At 70.8% G+C, this 13,786-nt stretch carries 15 protein-coding genes and 1 pseudogene; 9 read left to right on the top strand and 7 right to left on the bottom strand.

All coding sequences use genetic code 11. The annotated features are described in order from the left end of the window. The 7 genes and pseudogenes from GBN72_RS33390 to GBN72_RS33360 all read left to right on the top strand — a co-directional run. Window positions 1-1,059, top strand: a pseudogene (locus GBN72_RS33390) (daptide biosynthesis intramembrane metalloprotease); the annotation flags it as partial. Between the two features lie 13 nt (window positions 1,060-1,072). After that, window positions 1,073-3,589 (top strand): class III lanthionine synthetase LanKC, encoded by a 2,517-nt coding sequence (gene lanKC / locus GBN72_RS33385; protein ID WP_246213063.1) that lies wholly within the window; start codon window positions 1,073-1,075, stop codon window positions 3,587-3,589. After that, on the top strand, window positions 3,586-4,878 hold the full coding sequence (locus tag GBN72_RS33380; RefSeq protein WP_151775738.1) for a YcaO-like family protein: 1,293 nt from the start codon (window positions 3,586-3,588) through the stop codon (window positions 4,876-4,878). The genes lanKC and GBN72_RS33380 overlap by 4 nt, the downstream gene beginning before the upstream one ends. 31 nt (window positions 4,879-4,909) lie before the next feature. Next, complete coding sequence (locus GBN72_RS33375; protein ID WP_151775737.1) at window positions 4,910-5,794, top strand: ABC transporter ATP-binding protein; 885 nt, start codon at window positions 4,910-4,912, stop codon at window positions 5,792-5,794. Continuing rightward, window positions 5,791-7,086 carry an ABC transporter permease gene (locus GBN72_RS33370; protein WP_151775736.1) on the top strand — a complete coding sequence of 432 codons (1,296 nt, stop codon included), beginning with the start codon at window positions 5,791-5,793 and terminating at the stop codon, window positions 7,084-7,086. Before GBN72_RS33375 ends, GBN72_RS33370 begins: the two co-directional genes overlap by 4 nt. A 29-nt stretch (window positions 7,087-7,115) precedes the next feature. Continuing rightward, the gene (locus GBN72_RS33365; RefSeq protein WP_151775735.1) at window positions 7,116-7,304 is read left to right on the top strand and encodes a hypothetical protein; all 189 of its coding nucleotides are present in this window, start codon (window positions 7,116-7,118) and stop codon (window positions 7,302-7,304) included. 79 nt (window positions 7,305-7,383) lie between these two features. Beyond that, on the top strand, window positions 7,384-7,626 hold the full coding sequence (locus tag GBN72_RS33360) for a hypothetical protein (RefSeq protein WP_151775734.1): 243 nt from the start codon (window positions 7,384-7,386) through the stop codon (window positions 7,624-7,626). A gap of 278 nt (window positions 7,627-7,904) precedes the next feature. Here GBN72_RS33360 and GBN72_RS33355 read toward each other — a convergent pair whose 3' ends face one another. The 3 genes from GBN72_RS33355 to GBN72_RS35960 all read right to left on the bottom strand — a co-directional run bounded on the left by GBN72_RS33355 (window position 7,905) and on the right by GBN72_RS35960 (window position 10,431). Next, window positions 7,905-9,176 (bottom strand): ParB/RepB/Spo0J family partition protein, encoded by a 1,272-nt coding sequence (locus GBN72_RS33355; RefSeq protein WP_246213062.1) that lies wholly within the window; start codon window positions 9,174-9,176, stop codon window positions 7,905-7,907. Continuing rightward, a complete protein-coding gene (locus GBN72_RS33350; RefSeq protein WP_151775732.1) occupies window positions 9,176-9,910 on the bottom strand; it encodes a ParA family protein in 735 nt (244 codons plus the stop codon). The genes GBN72_RS33355 and GBN72_RS33350 overlap by 1 nt, the downstream gene beginning before the upstream one ends. A gap of 392 nt (window positions 9,911-10,302) precedes the next feature. Then, entirely contained in the window at window positions 10,303-10,431 is a 129-nt protein-coding gene (locus tag GBN72_RS35960; protein ID WP_281372123.1) for a hypothetical protein, read from the bottom strand. A gap of 204 nt (window positions 10,432-10,635) precedes the next feature. Here GBN72_RS35960 and GBN72_RS34430 point away from each other — a divergent pair, with 204 nt between their 5' ends. Then, window positions 10,636-10,797 (top strand): hypothetical protein, encoded by a 162-nt coding sequence (locus GBN72_RS34430; protein ID WP_164541032.1) that lies wholly within the window; start codon window positions 10,636-10,638, stop codon window positions 10,795-10,797. A 97-nt stretch (window positions 10,798-10,894) separates the two neighbouring features. On the opposite strand, the gene GBN72_RS33345 is transcribed toward GBN72_RS34430, so the two are convergent. Continuing rightward, window positions 10,895-11,245, bottom strand: a complete 351-nt coding sequence (locus GBN72_RS33345; protein WP_151775731.1) for a hypothetical protein — start codon at window positions 11,243-11,245, stop codon at window positions 10,895-10,897. A 257-nt stretch (window positions 11,246-11,502) separates the two neighbouring features. Between GBN72_RS33345 and GBN72_RS33340 the strand changes: the two genes are divergently transcribed. Beyond that, entirely contained in the window at window positions 11,503-11,841 is a 339-nt protein-coding gene (locus tag GBN72_RS33340; RefSeq protein ID WP_151775730.1) for a hypothetical protein, read from the top strand. Window positions 11,842-12,388: 547 nt separating this feature from the next. Here the strand turns inward: GBN72_RS33340 and GBN72_RS33335 are convergent. The 3 genes from GBN72_RS33335 to GBN72_RS33325 all read right to left on the bottom strand — a co-directional run. After that, the gene (locus GBN72_RS33335; RefSeq protein WP_151775764.1) at window positions 12,389-12,691 is read right to left on the bottom strand and encodes a hypothetical protein; all 303 of its coding nucleotides are present in this window, start codon (window positions 12,689-12,691) and stop codon (window positions 12,389-12,391) included. A 58-nt stretch (window positions 12,692-12,749) separates the two neighbouring features. Further along, window positions 12,750-13,085: a hypothetical protein gene (locus GBN72_RS33330; protein ID WP_151775729.1), complete on the bottom strand. Its 336-nt coding sequence runs from the start codon at window positions 13,083-13,085 to the stop codon at window positions 12,750-12,752. Between the two features lie 24 nt (window positions 13,086-13,109). Further along, the coding region (locus tag GBN72_RS33325) for a replicative DNA helicase (protein ID WP_164541030.1) at window positions 13,110-13,786 on the bottom strand (677 nt) is incomplete at its 5' end.

The following is a 13,786-nucleotide window of genomic DNA, read 5'->3' as shown; positions in this document are numbered from 1 at the left end:
GCCGTCCTGATCCGGCACGGCGGCCGCCCGTCCCGCATCGGGGTGATGCTCTTCTACCTGATGCCGGCGTTCTTCTGCGACGTCTCGGACGCCTGGCGGCTGCCCGACCGGCGGCAGCGGGTCTACACCGCCCTCGCCGGCCCCGCCGTCCAGACCTCCCTGGCCGCCGGCGCGGCCCTGGTCGCCTGGCCGCTGGCCGACGGCACCGCCAAGACCTGCCTGCTCTTCTTCGCCGTCTCCAGCTACGCGACCGCCGTGCTGAACCTGATGCCCTTCATCAAGCTCGACGGCTACATCGCCCTCATGAGCCACGTGGACGTGCCCTACCTGCGCGACCGTTCCATGGCCGACGCCCGCCGGTGGATCGCCCGGCTGCTGTTCGGCGGCGCCCGCAAGCGCGAGCTGCCCACCCGGTGGACCGTCGCCTACGGGCTGGCCTGCCTCGTCTTCCCCCTCTACCTGCTCTCCACCGCCCTGAACACCTGGCTGCCCACCTTCCAGCGGGTCGGCTGGGTCGGCCTCCTCCTGGCCTCGAGCGGGCTGTCCTACGCGGTGTGGTTCGTGATCCGCGGCATGCTGCGGCTGTCGGCCGAGGTCGCCGAGACCGGGGTGCGCAGAGGCCGCGTGGTGGCGGTCTGCGCCCTGCTCGCCGCCGCCGCCACCGCCGCGCTGTTCGTGCCGGTCCGCGAGACCGTCGCCGCCGCCTACGTCACCGACGCCTCCGGGACCACCCGCCTGGTCCTGCCGGACCAGGGCGACGCCGCCCAGCGCGTACGCCCCGGACAGGCGGTGACGCTGCGGACCAACGGCCTGGTGCTCAACGACGACGTCGCCGTCACCCGTGTCGGCCAAGCCCCCGCCCGGTCCCTCCAGGTCCCCGTCTCCGCCTACTTCCCCGTCGACACGGGCGACACCGTGGGCCTGGCCTCGACGGCCTTCCCCCTGGACCTCGGCCGCGCCCCGGCGCCGGCCGCCGGCACCGCCGAGGTGGAGGTGGGCCAGGTGCCGCTGTGGAAGTCGCTCCACCGCACCTACCTGCTCCCCTTCTGGCCCTTCTGATCCTGGAGACACCGTGATCGACACCCGGTTCATCAACTTCTGCCGCGCAGACACCCTCTTCTACGACGCCCCGGCCACCGAGTCCGCCGGCCAGGACTTCCGTGAGGGCCGCCCGCTGCCCGAGGGCTGGACCACCAACCGGGGACGGGAGTGGACCGTCTGCGTCCCGCCCGACTCCCGGATACCCGACCAGGGGTGGAAGGTCCACGTCGCGGCCTCCCCGGGCAACGCCGCCGCCCTCCTGGACGCGGTCGTTCCCTACTGTGTCGAGCACGGGCTGATGTTCAAGTACATCTCCAACGTAGAGATCCTGGGCCGGCGCGGCAGCAAGTACGGCGACCGCAGCGCCAGCGGGAAGTTCATCACCCTCTACCCGGTCGACGAGGCCTGCCTGGAGCGGGTCCTGAACGACCTGGAGGAGCGGATCGGCGGCACCCCCGCCCCCGCGATACTGAGCGACCTGCGCTGGCGCGAGGGCCCGCTCCACGTCCGCTACGGCGGCTTCGTGCTGAAGACGACCCGGCTGGAGGACGGCACCCTCACCCCCGCGATCAGCACGCCGGACGGCAAGCTCGTCCCCGACGAGCGGCGCCCGGGCTTCCACACCCCCTCCTGGGTGACCATCCCCGCCTTCCTGGAGGAGCCGCTCGCCCAGCGGCGCGCCCGGACCCTGACCGGCTTCCCGTTCAAGGTCTACAAGGCCCTGCACTTCTCCAACGGCGGCGGCGTCTACCGCGCCGTGGACAAGCGCGACGGGACCGAGGTCCTCCTCAAGGAGGCCCGCCCGCTCGCCGGGCTCGACGTCGCCGGCGACGACGCGGTCACCCGCCTGGAGCGCGAACACTGGGCGCTCTCCCGGCTCGCCGGCCTCGACGCCGTCCCGGCCCTGCGGGACGTCCGCAAGGGCAACGAGCACTACTTCCTGGCCCGCGACTTCGTCGACGGATCCCCGCTGACCGACCTGGTCTCGGCCCGCCACCCGCACGGCCGCGCCGACGACTCGCCCGCGGCGCGCGAGGAGTACGCCCGGTGGGCGCTGCACATCCTCGACCAGGTCACCGAGGGCGTGACCGCCATGCACGAGCGAGGCGTCGTCTTCGGCGACCTCCACCCCGGGAACATCCTGGTCCGCCCCGACGACAGGGTCGCCTTCATCGACCTGGAGACCGCCACCCCCGTCGAGGAGATGCGGCCGCAGGCCCTGGGCTCCCTCGGCTTCCGCGCCCCCGACCACCTGCGCGGCGCGGACGTGGACCTGTACGCCCTGAACGTGCTGCGGCTGACGCTGTTCGTGCCGATGCCGCACGTCGTGCCGTGGGGCACCCAGAAGATCCGCACCCTGCTCGACGCCGCCGCCCACGAGTTCCCGCTGCCCGCCGACTTCCTCGAGGAGGTCGAGCGCGGACTGGGCTCCGACGTCCTGGGCGCCGTGACCGAGCACGGCGTGCCGTGGCCGGCCGACGGCGCACGCGACACGTCCCTGGTCTCCGCGATCGCCGACTCCATCGTGGACGCCGCCACCCCGGAGCGCGCCGACCGCCTCTACCCCGGCGACGCGATGCAGTTCATCCTTGCCGACGGCGGTGTCACCTTCGGCTACGGAGCGGCCGGCGTGCTGTGGGCGCTGCACCGTGCCGGGGCCGAGATCCCCGCCGAGCACGTCGAGTGGCTGGTGCGCCGGGCCGAGACGGTCAACGGTGAGGGGCCGGGCCTGTTCACGGGCCTGGCGGGCATCGCCTTCACGCTGGAGGAGCTCGGCCGTCCCGACGCCGCCGACGCGGCCCTGGACCGCGCCTTCACCCTGGTCCAGGGCGACCCCGACGTGGGCTCGGCCGTGGCCAACGGCCTGGCGGGCCTCGGGCTGGGCGCCCTGTACCTGGGCGGCCGCCGCGACGGCGACCTGCGCACCGACCAGGCGTCCGCCCTGGCCGACCGGATGACGCACGCCAGACGCCCGAACCGCCTCGGACTCCTCAACGGCCACTGCGGGCGCGCCCTGTTCCTGCTGCGCCTGTACGAGCGGACCGGTGAGAGCCACCTGCTGGAGCAGGCGACCGCCGAACTCCGGCGCGACCTGGACATCCTGGAGGACCCGCGCTTCGACAACCGGTTCCTCACCGCGGGGCTCGACGGCTCGGCCGGCATCCTCATGGTGCTGCGCGCGGCGCTGCGCCACCTGCCCGACGACGAGCGGCTGCGCACCACGGCCGACCGGATCCTGGCCGACCGGCACGGCGGCTTCTCCACCACCTGCGGGCTGCTGCACGGCCGGGCCGGCGAGATGCTGGTCCTCGGCGACGGCGCGGCGGCCGCCGAGAGGCGCGCCCTGGACTCCCACTTCGACGCGCTCGGCTGGGAGGCCATCGCCGCCGAGCCCGGCCGGGTCGACTTCCTCGGCCAGCACGGCTACCGGCTCTCCACGGACCTGGGCACCGGATCGGCCGGCGTCCTGCTCGCCCTGACCGCCCTGCGTGACGGCCGCCCCGCCCTGCCCTTCCTCGCCCCGGCCACCGGCGAGGTACCGCGATGATCGACGTCCCGGCCACCCTGGCCCCCGCGGCGGGTGTCGCCCGTGCCTACGCGCTGACCCCGCCCGGCGACGGCAACCCGCTGTGGAGCAGCGCGGTCGAGCTGCAGCCCTTCGACGGCTTCACCGGCGCCGGCACCGGCCCGGCGCCGGAGCGCGGGCACGACGGCGCGGCCGAGGTCCCGCTGTCCGCCCGGTACGCCGGGGCCAGCGGCACCACCCGCACCGACGCGCTGCTGCGCGGCACGGGTGAGGCCGTCGAGCGGCGGGCCCTGCACGCCTCGCCCGCCCACCCCGCCCTCTTCGGCACGGCGCAGGAGCTCGGCGCGCCCACCCTGTTCGACCGTCACCCCGGCCACGCGCTGACCCACCCCGAGGCGAGGACGGCGGCCCAACACTGGTACAATGCCCGCCCCCTGGGGAGCGGGGACCCGGTGCTGGTCCCGGCGGACCTCGTGGACTGGCCCGCCCGGTCCGCCCGCCTCTTCGACCCCAGCCCGTCGGGCGCCGCGGCCGGCGCGACCGCGGAGTCGGCGCTCGCCGCGGCCCTGGTGGAGGTGGCCGAACGCGACGCCCTCACCGTGGCCTGGGGCAGGCAGCTGCGGCTGCCCACCTACCGTCCCGCTCCCCGGGACACCGTCCTGGCGGGCGTCTGGCGGCGGGCCGAGGCACAGGGCCTCACCCCCGTCCTCGCCCGCATCCCCCTCGCCGTCCCCGGCTTGTGGTGCCTGACGGCGCTGCTGCTGGAGCCCGAGGGTCCCGGCGCGCTCGCCACCGTGGGCATGAAGGCCTCGGCCCGCCCGGCCGAGGCCGCCGTCAAGGCGTTCCAGGAGGCCTGGCAGGTCCGGCAGGCCCTGCAGTCCCTGCGGGCGCGGGGCGAGACCCCCTACGACGGCCCGGTGGTGACGGAGCACAACCGGATGCGGTACATGCTCACCCCTTCCGCCTACGACACGATCCGCGGCTGGGCCGACGGATTCCAGGCGCCGCTGCCGCTGCCCGGACCCGACGGGACGGGCAACCCGCCGGCGGTGCGGGAGATGGCCGAGGCCATGGACGCCGACGGCGCCGGCCTGCTCGCCGTCGACCTCACCCGCCGGCTCACGCCCGCCGTCGCCGCCATGGGCTGGCACGCCGTCAAGGTGCTCGCCCCCGGCTACCAGAACCTGCGGATGGACGAGACCCACCGGTGGAGCTGGCACCTTCCGCGTCTGGCGTCCGCGCCCGGGCGCACCGGCTGCCCGGCCCGGCTGGACGACCCCCTCCACGCCGCCCCGCACCCCCTGCCCTGACCGAGCACGAAGAAGCGAAGGAAGAATTCAGATGCTGGAACTGGAAGAGCTCGTCCGCGACTTCGGGAGCCACCGCGCCGTCGACCGGGTGTCCTTCCGGGTCCGCGAAGGCCGCATGACCGGATTCGTCGGCGGCAACGGGGCGGGAAAGACCACCACCATGCGCATGGTGATGGGCGTCCTCGCCCCCAGCGGCGGCACCGTCAAGTGGCAGGGCGCCCCCGCCACCGCCGCGGACCGCCGCGACTTCGGCTACATGCCCGAGGAGCGGGGCCTCTACCCGAAGCAGACCGTGCACAGCCAGCTCGTCTACCTGGCCCGTCTGCGCGGCCAGGACGCCGCCGCGGCCCGGCGGGACACGCTGGTGCTGCTGGAGCGCCTGGGCCTGGCCGACAAGGGCCAGGCGCGCCTGGAGTCGCTGTCCCTGGGCAACCAGCAGCGCGTCCAGATCGCGGCCGCCCTCCTGGGCTCCCCCCGGCTGCTGGTCCTCGACGAGCCCTTCTCCGGGCTCGACCCGCACGCCGTGGACACGATGGCCGAACTGCTGCGGGAGTACGCCGCCTCCGGTGTGCCGGTCCTCTTCTCCTCGCACCAGCTGGACCTCGTCGAGCGCCTCTGCGACGACCTGGTCGTCATGGCCAAGGGCAAGGTCGTCGGCACCGGCTCGGCCGACGAGCTGCGCCACCGTGACCGGCCCCGGTACCACCTGGTCACCGGCGCCCCCGCCGGCTGGGCCCGTGCCCTGCCCGGTGTGACCGACGTCGAGGAGCTTCCCGACGGCGCCCGGGTCGAACTCGCCACCGACTCCGACCGTTCCCGTCTCCTCACCGAGGCCCTCGACCGGGGCCCCGTCCACGCCTTCACCCCCCTCGTCCCCAGCATCGCCGACATCTACCGGGAGATGACCGCAGCATGAGCACCGCGACCCCGACCATCACGCAGCGGCCCGAAGAGACGGCACCCGTCATCGAGACCGGGGCGGCCTCCTCCCGTCCCCCGGCCGACGACGTTCCCGGGCCCAAGGACACCAAGGCCCGTAAGGCCACGGCTCCCTGGCTGATCGTCACCGCCCGTGAGATCACGGTGAAGCTCACCAGCCGCAGCTTCCTCGTCTCCACCCTCGTCACGCTCGCCCTGATCGTCGGCGCGATCGGTCTGCAGCTCTACCTGGCCGACTCGATGGGAAAGATCTCCGTAGCGGCCGCCGACCCGGCCGCCGGCCGGCTCACCGCCCAGGCCGAACAGCTCGCCGCCGCGTCGGAACAGGAGGTCGACATCACGGTGCGCAAGGAGGCGTCCGCCGAGCAGGTCCGTGAAGCGGTGCGCTCCGGCGAGGTCGAGGCCGGCCTGCTGCTGGACAACGGGCGCTGGGTGCTGCTCGGCGACACCGGGCACAACGACGTCGCCGCCACCTGGGTCGGCGCCGCGGTCCAGCAGAACGCCCTCGCGGAGAACGCACACGCGGCCGGCACCAGCCTGGAGGACCTGAGCAGGGACACCGCCCTGGAGCGGCTCCTGCTCTCACCGGACAAGACCCCCGAAGGCGCCGTCCGGATGACCACCTACTTCTTCGGATTCCTCTTCTACCTCGCGGCCGTCCTCCTCGGCGCCGCCCTCGCCACCAGCGTCGTGGAGGAGAAGCAGAACCGCATCGTCGAACTCATCGCCAGCTCCGTGTCCCTGCGGTCCCTGCTCGTCGGCAAGATCACCGGCTCCACCCTGCTCGCCCTCGCCCAGATGACGCTCTTCAGCCTGGTCGGAGTAGCGGGTCTGCTGATCGCGGGCGAGGAGGAGACCCTCGCCGACATCAGCTCGGGACTGGGCTGGTTCCTCCTCTTCTACGTGGTCGGCATCGCGGTCCTGGCCTGCCTGTTCGCCGCCGCCGGCGCGCTCGCCACCCGCAGCGAGGACATCCAGTCGACCACCACGCCCGTCAACGCGATCACCGCGCTGGTGTTCATCGTCGGCATCGCGGTCTCCGGCGAGACCCGCGAGATCCTGTCCTTCGTCCCCCTGACGTCCACCGTCACCATGCCCGCCCGCGTCCTCGCCGGTGAGGCCGCCTGGTGGGAGCCGGTCCTCGCCCTCGGCATCTCCCTCGCCGCGGCCGCGGCCATCGTGGCCGTCAGCGCCCGCGTCTACCGCCGGGCCCTGCTGCAGACCGACCGCAAGCTCTCCTTCCGCCAGGCCCTCAAGCTCGCAGACTGACCGCCACCCCCCGAACGAAAGGAACCACCATGTCCGCCTCCTCCACCTCCTCCAACCGCGCCCCCCTCACCGCCCTGCTGGCCGCCCTGATCGCCGGCGAGGTCGCCCTGATGGCCAGCGACGCCAGCGACGGCGTCCGCTACAGCGTGGGCGGGGTCGTCGCCGTGGCGATCCTCGTCATCGTGGCGCGCATCGCCAAGGCCAGGTCCTCCCGCTGACCGGCACCCGCCCTCTGTTCTCCCCGGACCGGCTCTCTCCCCCCGTAGCCGGTCCGGGGCTTCTCGACCTGGAGTAGGTATGTCCCACCTCCATCACGTGCGCCTGTACGGCCCCCCGGAGGCGCACCCCGAATCCACCGCCATACGCTTCATCGCCCTGCTGCCGGCCACCTGGCAGGCCACCATCACCGAGTGCCACGGCACCACGGCTCTCCTCCAGGTGACGGTTCCGCCCGCCATCACCCCGGACGAGACGACCCGGACCCTCACGTCCGTCCTCGCCGAACCGGTCCTGCAGAACTGGACCTGCACCGTCCAGTGACCGCCGGCCCGGCCGCGGTTTTCAAAACCCGGTTTTGAAACCGGCACCGGAACCCGCGCCGGAACTCGCGCCGGGCGCGTCCCGGGCCTCGCCCCACGAGCGAGGCCCACGGGCCCATGCCGCCGCAGCTGTTCCGCGGCCCTGTCGCCCGTCTTTCGGCTCGGGATGTATACCGCGGTATACATCCCGAGCCGAAAGACGGGAACGGGTTGAGGCCCTTCGGCACCCGGAAACAGCGGGTGCCGAAGGGCCTCACTCGACCCGTGAAACAGCCGGCCCTACGCCGAGGGCTCCTCACGCAGGCCGAGCTCAGCCAGCACGGCCCGGTACTCCTCGGGGTGTTCCGCTCGAAGGATCTGCAGCCACAGACGGCCTCCCCTGACGAAGAACGGTGTCTCCATCTTCAGGTGCAGGTGGCGTACGACGTAGCCGGGGTCGTCGTACGGAAGCCTCCTCGGCCTACCGTCCCCGTCCTCCTCGTCGCCAGCGTGGGTACGCGGCTCCGGAATCGCTTCCTGTGGCGAGACGGCGGCCGAAGCGTGAGGCGCGTCCGACGCGAGTTCCGGTGCCGTTTTCAAAACCGGGTTTTGAACCACGGCCCCAGTAGGCCCACCCACACCGGAAGCAACCGCCACCCCGCCCTCACCAACCGGGCCCACAGACCCCGGTTTCAAAACCGGGTTTTGAACCACAGCCCCAGCAACCCCACCCACACCGGAAGCAACCGCCACCCCGCCCTCACCAACCGGGCCCACAGACCCCGGTTTCAAAACCGGGTTTTGAACCACAGCCGTGTTCTGCGGCTGCTTGGGCTCCGCCGCCCTCGCCTGGAGGTCCGCGACCCGAGCGCGCTGCTCCTCGTGATCCGGCGTGCGCGCGACCTGCCTGGCTTCCTTGATCTTCAAGGTGCCCATGTTCACCTGCTCCTGGATGTCCGGAGCGAGGTTGAGCAGAGCAAGCCGCTGGGAGACGAACATCTGGGACTTCCCGATGCGCTCGGCGACCTTCTCCTGGGAGCCGTGCCGCTCGAGCATCCGCTGCAGGTACTGGGCCTCCCGGACCGGAGCGAGGTTCTTCCGGTGGATGTTCTCGATGATGACCGCCTCGTCGAGCCGGCCTTCCTCGTCACCGAGATGGTCCTGGACCCGGATGTCGATGCGGGTCCATCCCAGCTGGCGCGCTGCCGCGAGACGGCGGTTGCCCGTGACGACCACCCAGTCCGCATTCCGGATCAGCTTGCGGACCTTCGGCGGGGCGGCGGCGACGGCCTCCGGCTTGGCCTTCTCGAAAATCTCACGGGAGACGACGGCAAGCGGCTGGAGCTGTCCGATCTCCTTCATGGATGCCTTCAGCTCGCGGAAGTCCGAGTCACTGTCGGAGTAGTCGTCCTCAGGCCGCGGATTGTCGGGGTTGCCGACGATCGTGTGCATGAACACGGTCGTCGGCGGTTCCGCGGGCTTGTCGGATGCGACGTCGGCTGTGCTGTTGGTGCCGGCCGCATTGGTGCCGCCGCCAAGGAGCTCGTTCCAGTCCTTCTTCTTCGCCGCCATCACCGGTTGCCCTTCTTGCCGGCGCCGATCTCCAGGGACAGTTTGTAGAAGTCCTCACGGGCTTCCATGGCGACACGGTTCTTCTTGTACTGGGTGACAACGAGGCCGTCCAAGGCAGCCCGGGTGTGGACCTTGTAGTGGCGGATGACGGTGTTGGCGAGGTTCCATCCCTGGCCCCGGACGAAGCTCCGCGTCTGGTCGAGGTCGGCTTCACCGTCCCGCGGGTCCCAGTTGTTGATGACGACCCAGTACTGCTTGCCCAGCGGCTTGACGACCTCCTCGATCGTGTCGCGGGTCGGCATGAAGCCGAGGGGCTCCGGTTCGACGGGGATGATGATGTCGTCGGCGACCGCGAGGACGGCTCGCATGGCGTCGGCGGCCGCACTCTCGCCGAACGGGTCCCCCGCCTTCTGCCTTTCGTCTTCGGGCAGGTCCATCCAGCCGGGGGTGTCGATGAAGGCGTGCTTCACCTTGCGCGACTTCTTGAGCTCGGGGAAGAAGTCGAGATCGGAGCGCGACCTGGTCTGGATGAAGGAGAAGGGCAGGTCCTCGCCGACACGCTCGGACCACCAAGAGGTGGACCCTTGAGGGTCGGCGGAGACGGCAGCCACGTAGTCGGGCTCGCCGGCAGGGGACTCGCCGAGGACGTTTGCGGTGATGGCGGCGGTGTTGACCGTGAGGGTCGACTTGCCGACACCACCCTTGCGGTTCACCAACGCGGTGATACGTGCCATAGGTGGCTCTCCAGTTCCGTTTACTTCCCGGCACGGAGCCGGTACTTCGGGACTGGGCCAGCCTTTCATGGGGGACGGCTGGGGAGAAAAACACACTGATCCGGCGGCGCGTCAAAACCGGGTTTTGAAATCTGGGGTCCCGTCGGCCAGTCCTGGCCGGAGCCAACATGCTCGCGAACAGGTCCGTGAGGTGCGGAGAGGCCCCGATCCGGCCGCGCTGGAGCAACAGGTCGCCAGGGGAGGTCGGTACATCGGTACCGGGCTCGCTTCACCTCAGCCGTCGTGTCGCACCCCGCTGTCGAACTCCGAAGGGACCGCGCGGCCACCTCCACGACGGCAACCAGGCCACTGCCATCCGTGCCATGGGCCGCTTGAGGCAGTGGTGAGGCGCGCTACGCCACGCTGCCGGAGGAGGAGCAGTACCCGACGTGGAAGACCGACCAGGAGGCGCCACCGCCACCGAAGCCGCAGGCGGTCACGACGCCGACGGAAGGCGGGGAGATGTATACCGCGGTATACACCCCGGCGCCCGCGTCATGAGAAGACGAGATGTATACCGCGGTATACACCCCGGCCGCCGACGAGGCACCGCCGACCGGAGCGACCTGCCCCTCGCCGCCGGTCGAGGCTGCCGTGCAACAGCCCCGGTCGGAGGTGCCCGAGCCCCGCGTCTCCTCCACGTCTTCGCCCTGAGCGGAGAGACGGACGCGGCTACGGCCGGCGAAGTGATCCCCGCGGGAAAGCCGCTGCCGTATGACGACGGCGGCCTCATCGGCGCCCACCTGATCCGCAAACTGGAGCCGGAGCAGTTCGTGGCTGCGTTGCGCGTGATGATCTCTCACGCGGTAGAGGCCGGTCTCGAGGTCCCTCTGCCCTCCAAACGCTGACCCCCTGGGACTGAGGGCTTGTCCCTCCCCCGGCAGCCGGGGGAGGGACAAGCCCTCAGTCCGGTCCTCGCGAACCGGGGGCGTCATCGAACAAGAATCAAGGCTGCCCCGCACCGCTGGTCAGGGGGTTGCCGACCGACTCTCTGTACACCAGGACAACAACGGGTGACGGGGCCGGCGGCACGACCTCAGGTTCGTGGCCGCACCGCTGCGGCAGTGCCGGCGGAGAGGTCGGCTTCGCCCACGGCACCACCCCGCTCAGGGCGGAAGCCAGGTGCGCGAGCCCGAGAAGAGCAACGGGAATGTCGGCCTGGTCAACACGACGCAGGACGAACCACCCCATCAATACGACACACAGCACAATGACCACCACCAGGGCAGCGACAAGGCAGACAACCAAGAACACCGGAACACCGGACGCCGAACCAGGGTCGACAGCAGCGAGCAAGAGCGCCTCCTAGGCAACGAAAAAGCCCCCCGGCAGTGGAACCGAGGGGCTGCGCTTGGACACAAAAATGGCCCTCATCATGACATCGAGGGCCTAACTACACGTAGACACACTTATGGCGTCTCCGGAACACGTCACGAGGGCATGACTCAACTAAACAATCTCGCCTGTGACAACGTGCTTGTTGCTTATGGGAATAGAGTAACAAAGAGCTGGCTTTCCGTCAACACCCACCGCGTGCCCCGCAGTCGGCCGTCATGCTCGAACGGCAGGTCACGCGGGACTACTTCTACGGCGGCAAGCAGCTCCCCGACACCCGCGAGGAGCGGGAGACCGTCCTCACGCTCGGGGAACTCCTCAACGACGTGATGAGCAGCGGGGTCCACGTGCACGAACGCATCCCGGACAGCGAGAGCGCCGGCCCCTGGGCCGAGTACTGCCGACACACGGTGGAGAACAGCCCGGTTGTGCGCCACCTGCTGCAGGCGCATCCCACCTGGTGGCCACACCTGATGTCGGTGCTGCCCGACCATCTCCTGGAAGCTGACGACCCTCACCACGTGCCCGCGCCCAGGACCGACCAGCTCGGCACCTGAGCGTCCACAAGTCTGGTGGAGCCTGGAGCAGGCGTACCTCAGCCCGCGGTCCGCGATCCGCGAGGGCCGGTACGGCGGCCGTCCTCCGACCTGTACGGGCCCTCCGGCAGCGGTCAGGTCCCGCGCTGCCCGAGAGGGCGCCGACCTCCCGTGGGTCTCGGCGCGGCGGGCAGCGGCTCCGGCATCGCCGTCCACTCACCCGAGGCGGCGAGTTCAGCGGCGGTCGGCGCATGCGCTGGCGGCAGGTCCGCAGGCGGGACGGCGGGGTTCGGGCCGGAGCCGAGGGGTCGGCGCGGTGTGCTCATACCGGCAGTGTCGCTGCGGGCGTCCTCACGCATGTGACCGGGTCGGGGCGTGTCCCGGCGGGCGGCCCTGCCTCGCCACGAGAGATGCCTCGCGAGCGGCGACTGACCGCCCGTCACCCGGAAAGCCGCAAGGCGGCCTGTGAGGGCCTTCCGGATCTTCGGTGGCTCAGGGGGGTAAAGGAAGCCGAAAAGCCCTCTGAAGGGCACCTAGGAGGCTCAACGGCGCTTCCGCGGAGCCGAGGTCAGCTGGGCTGGGATGCGATCTGCCGACGGGCAGCTCGCCAGATTTCCTCGAAGCCCTCGGCGGTGAGTTGTTCGGGGTCGTGGCCTTCCCATTCCGAGACGGGCCGCTCGGCCGTGATCCCGAACCTGCTGTCGTACTCATCCAGGCGGCCCGCTTCGTGGGCCTGCTGCCATTCAGCGAGGGAGGCGGCTGCGCTCGGTGTCAGCGCAGGCCCTTGAAGTTCGACTTGCCTGGTGACCCAGCCATCCGCGTCGACCTCGAAGTAGAACCAGGTGTCTTCCTCGTCCCAGTAGCAGCGCATCCACATAGTCACCTGGCCATGATGCCGGGCCAGATGCGTTGCGCTACTCCGTCCTGTCTCATGGCTGGGCGATGAATCCTGCGGATCGGTCGAGCTGGAAAGGCGAACCACCCCTGGTTGGCTCCCAGCCTTGATCTCGTGCTTCTCGAATGCTGGCAGCTACGTGGGCTGGGCGAATGGGCTCCGTCTCGACGCACACCCAGTTGCTGGGATGGGCCTGGCCGCTGGTGACGACCAAGACCGTGCCCGGCTGGCTGCCGCCGGCCGCTTCGACGGCGTAGGTCATCGGTGTCCAGCAGAGTCCCTGCATGTAGGAGGGCTTCCTGCGGATCCGCCATCGGTACTCGATCCCGTCAACGGTTATGCGCCGGGAACCTTTCTTGTTCAGCGCCATCTTCCCTCCTTCGCTGTTGCACTGTCAGGTGCGGGCCATGTCGACGAAGCGGGAGTAGTGGCCCTGGAAGGCGACGGTGACCGTGGCCGTCGGACCGTTGCGGTGCTTGGCCACGATCAGGTCGGCCTCGCCGGAGCGGGGGGACTCCTTCTCGTAGGCGTCCTCGCGGTGCAGGAGGATCACCAGGTCGGCGTCCTGCTCGATGGCTCCGGACTCCCGCAGGTCGGACATCAGTGGCTTCTTGTCCTGCCGCTGTTCGGGGCCGCGGTTGAGCTGGGAGAGGGCGATGACCGGGACTTCCAGTTCCTTGGCCAGCAGCTTCAGCCCGCGGGAGATCTTCGAGACCTCCTGCTGCCGGTTCTCGCCGTTGCGGGAGGTGTCCGGCTCCATGAGCTGGAGGTAGTCCACGACGATCAGGGACAGACCGCTCTGGGCCTTGCGCTTGCGGGCCCGGGAGCGGATGTGGTTCAGGGTGATGTTCGGCGAGTCGTCGATGTAGAGCGGAGCGGCGGACACGTCCGGCATGCGGCGGGCCAGGCGCGCCCAGTCGTCGTCGGTGGTGGTCCCGGTCCGCATGTGGTGCAGGGCGACCCGCGCTTCGGCGGACATCATCCGCATCGCCAGCTCGCTCTTGCTCATCTCCAGCGAGAAGAACATGCTCGGCAGCCCGTTCTTGATCGAGCAGCAGCGGGCGAAGTCCA

Source organism: Streptomyces abyssomicinicus, from assembly GCF_008974245.1.
Classification (GTDB): Bacteria; Actinomycetota; Actinomycetes; order Streptomycetales; family Streptomycetaceae; genus Streptomyces; species Streptomyces abyssomicinicus.
The sequence above is the reverse complement of the archived record's forward strand: the minus strand, read 5'-3'. Positions and strand labels throughout refer to the sequence as shown.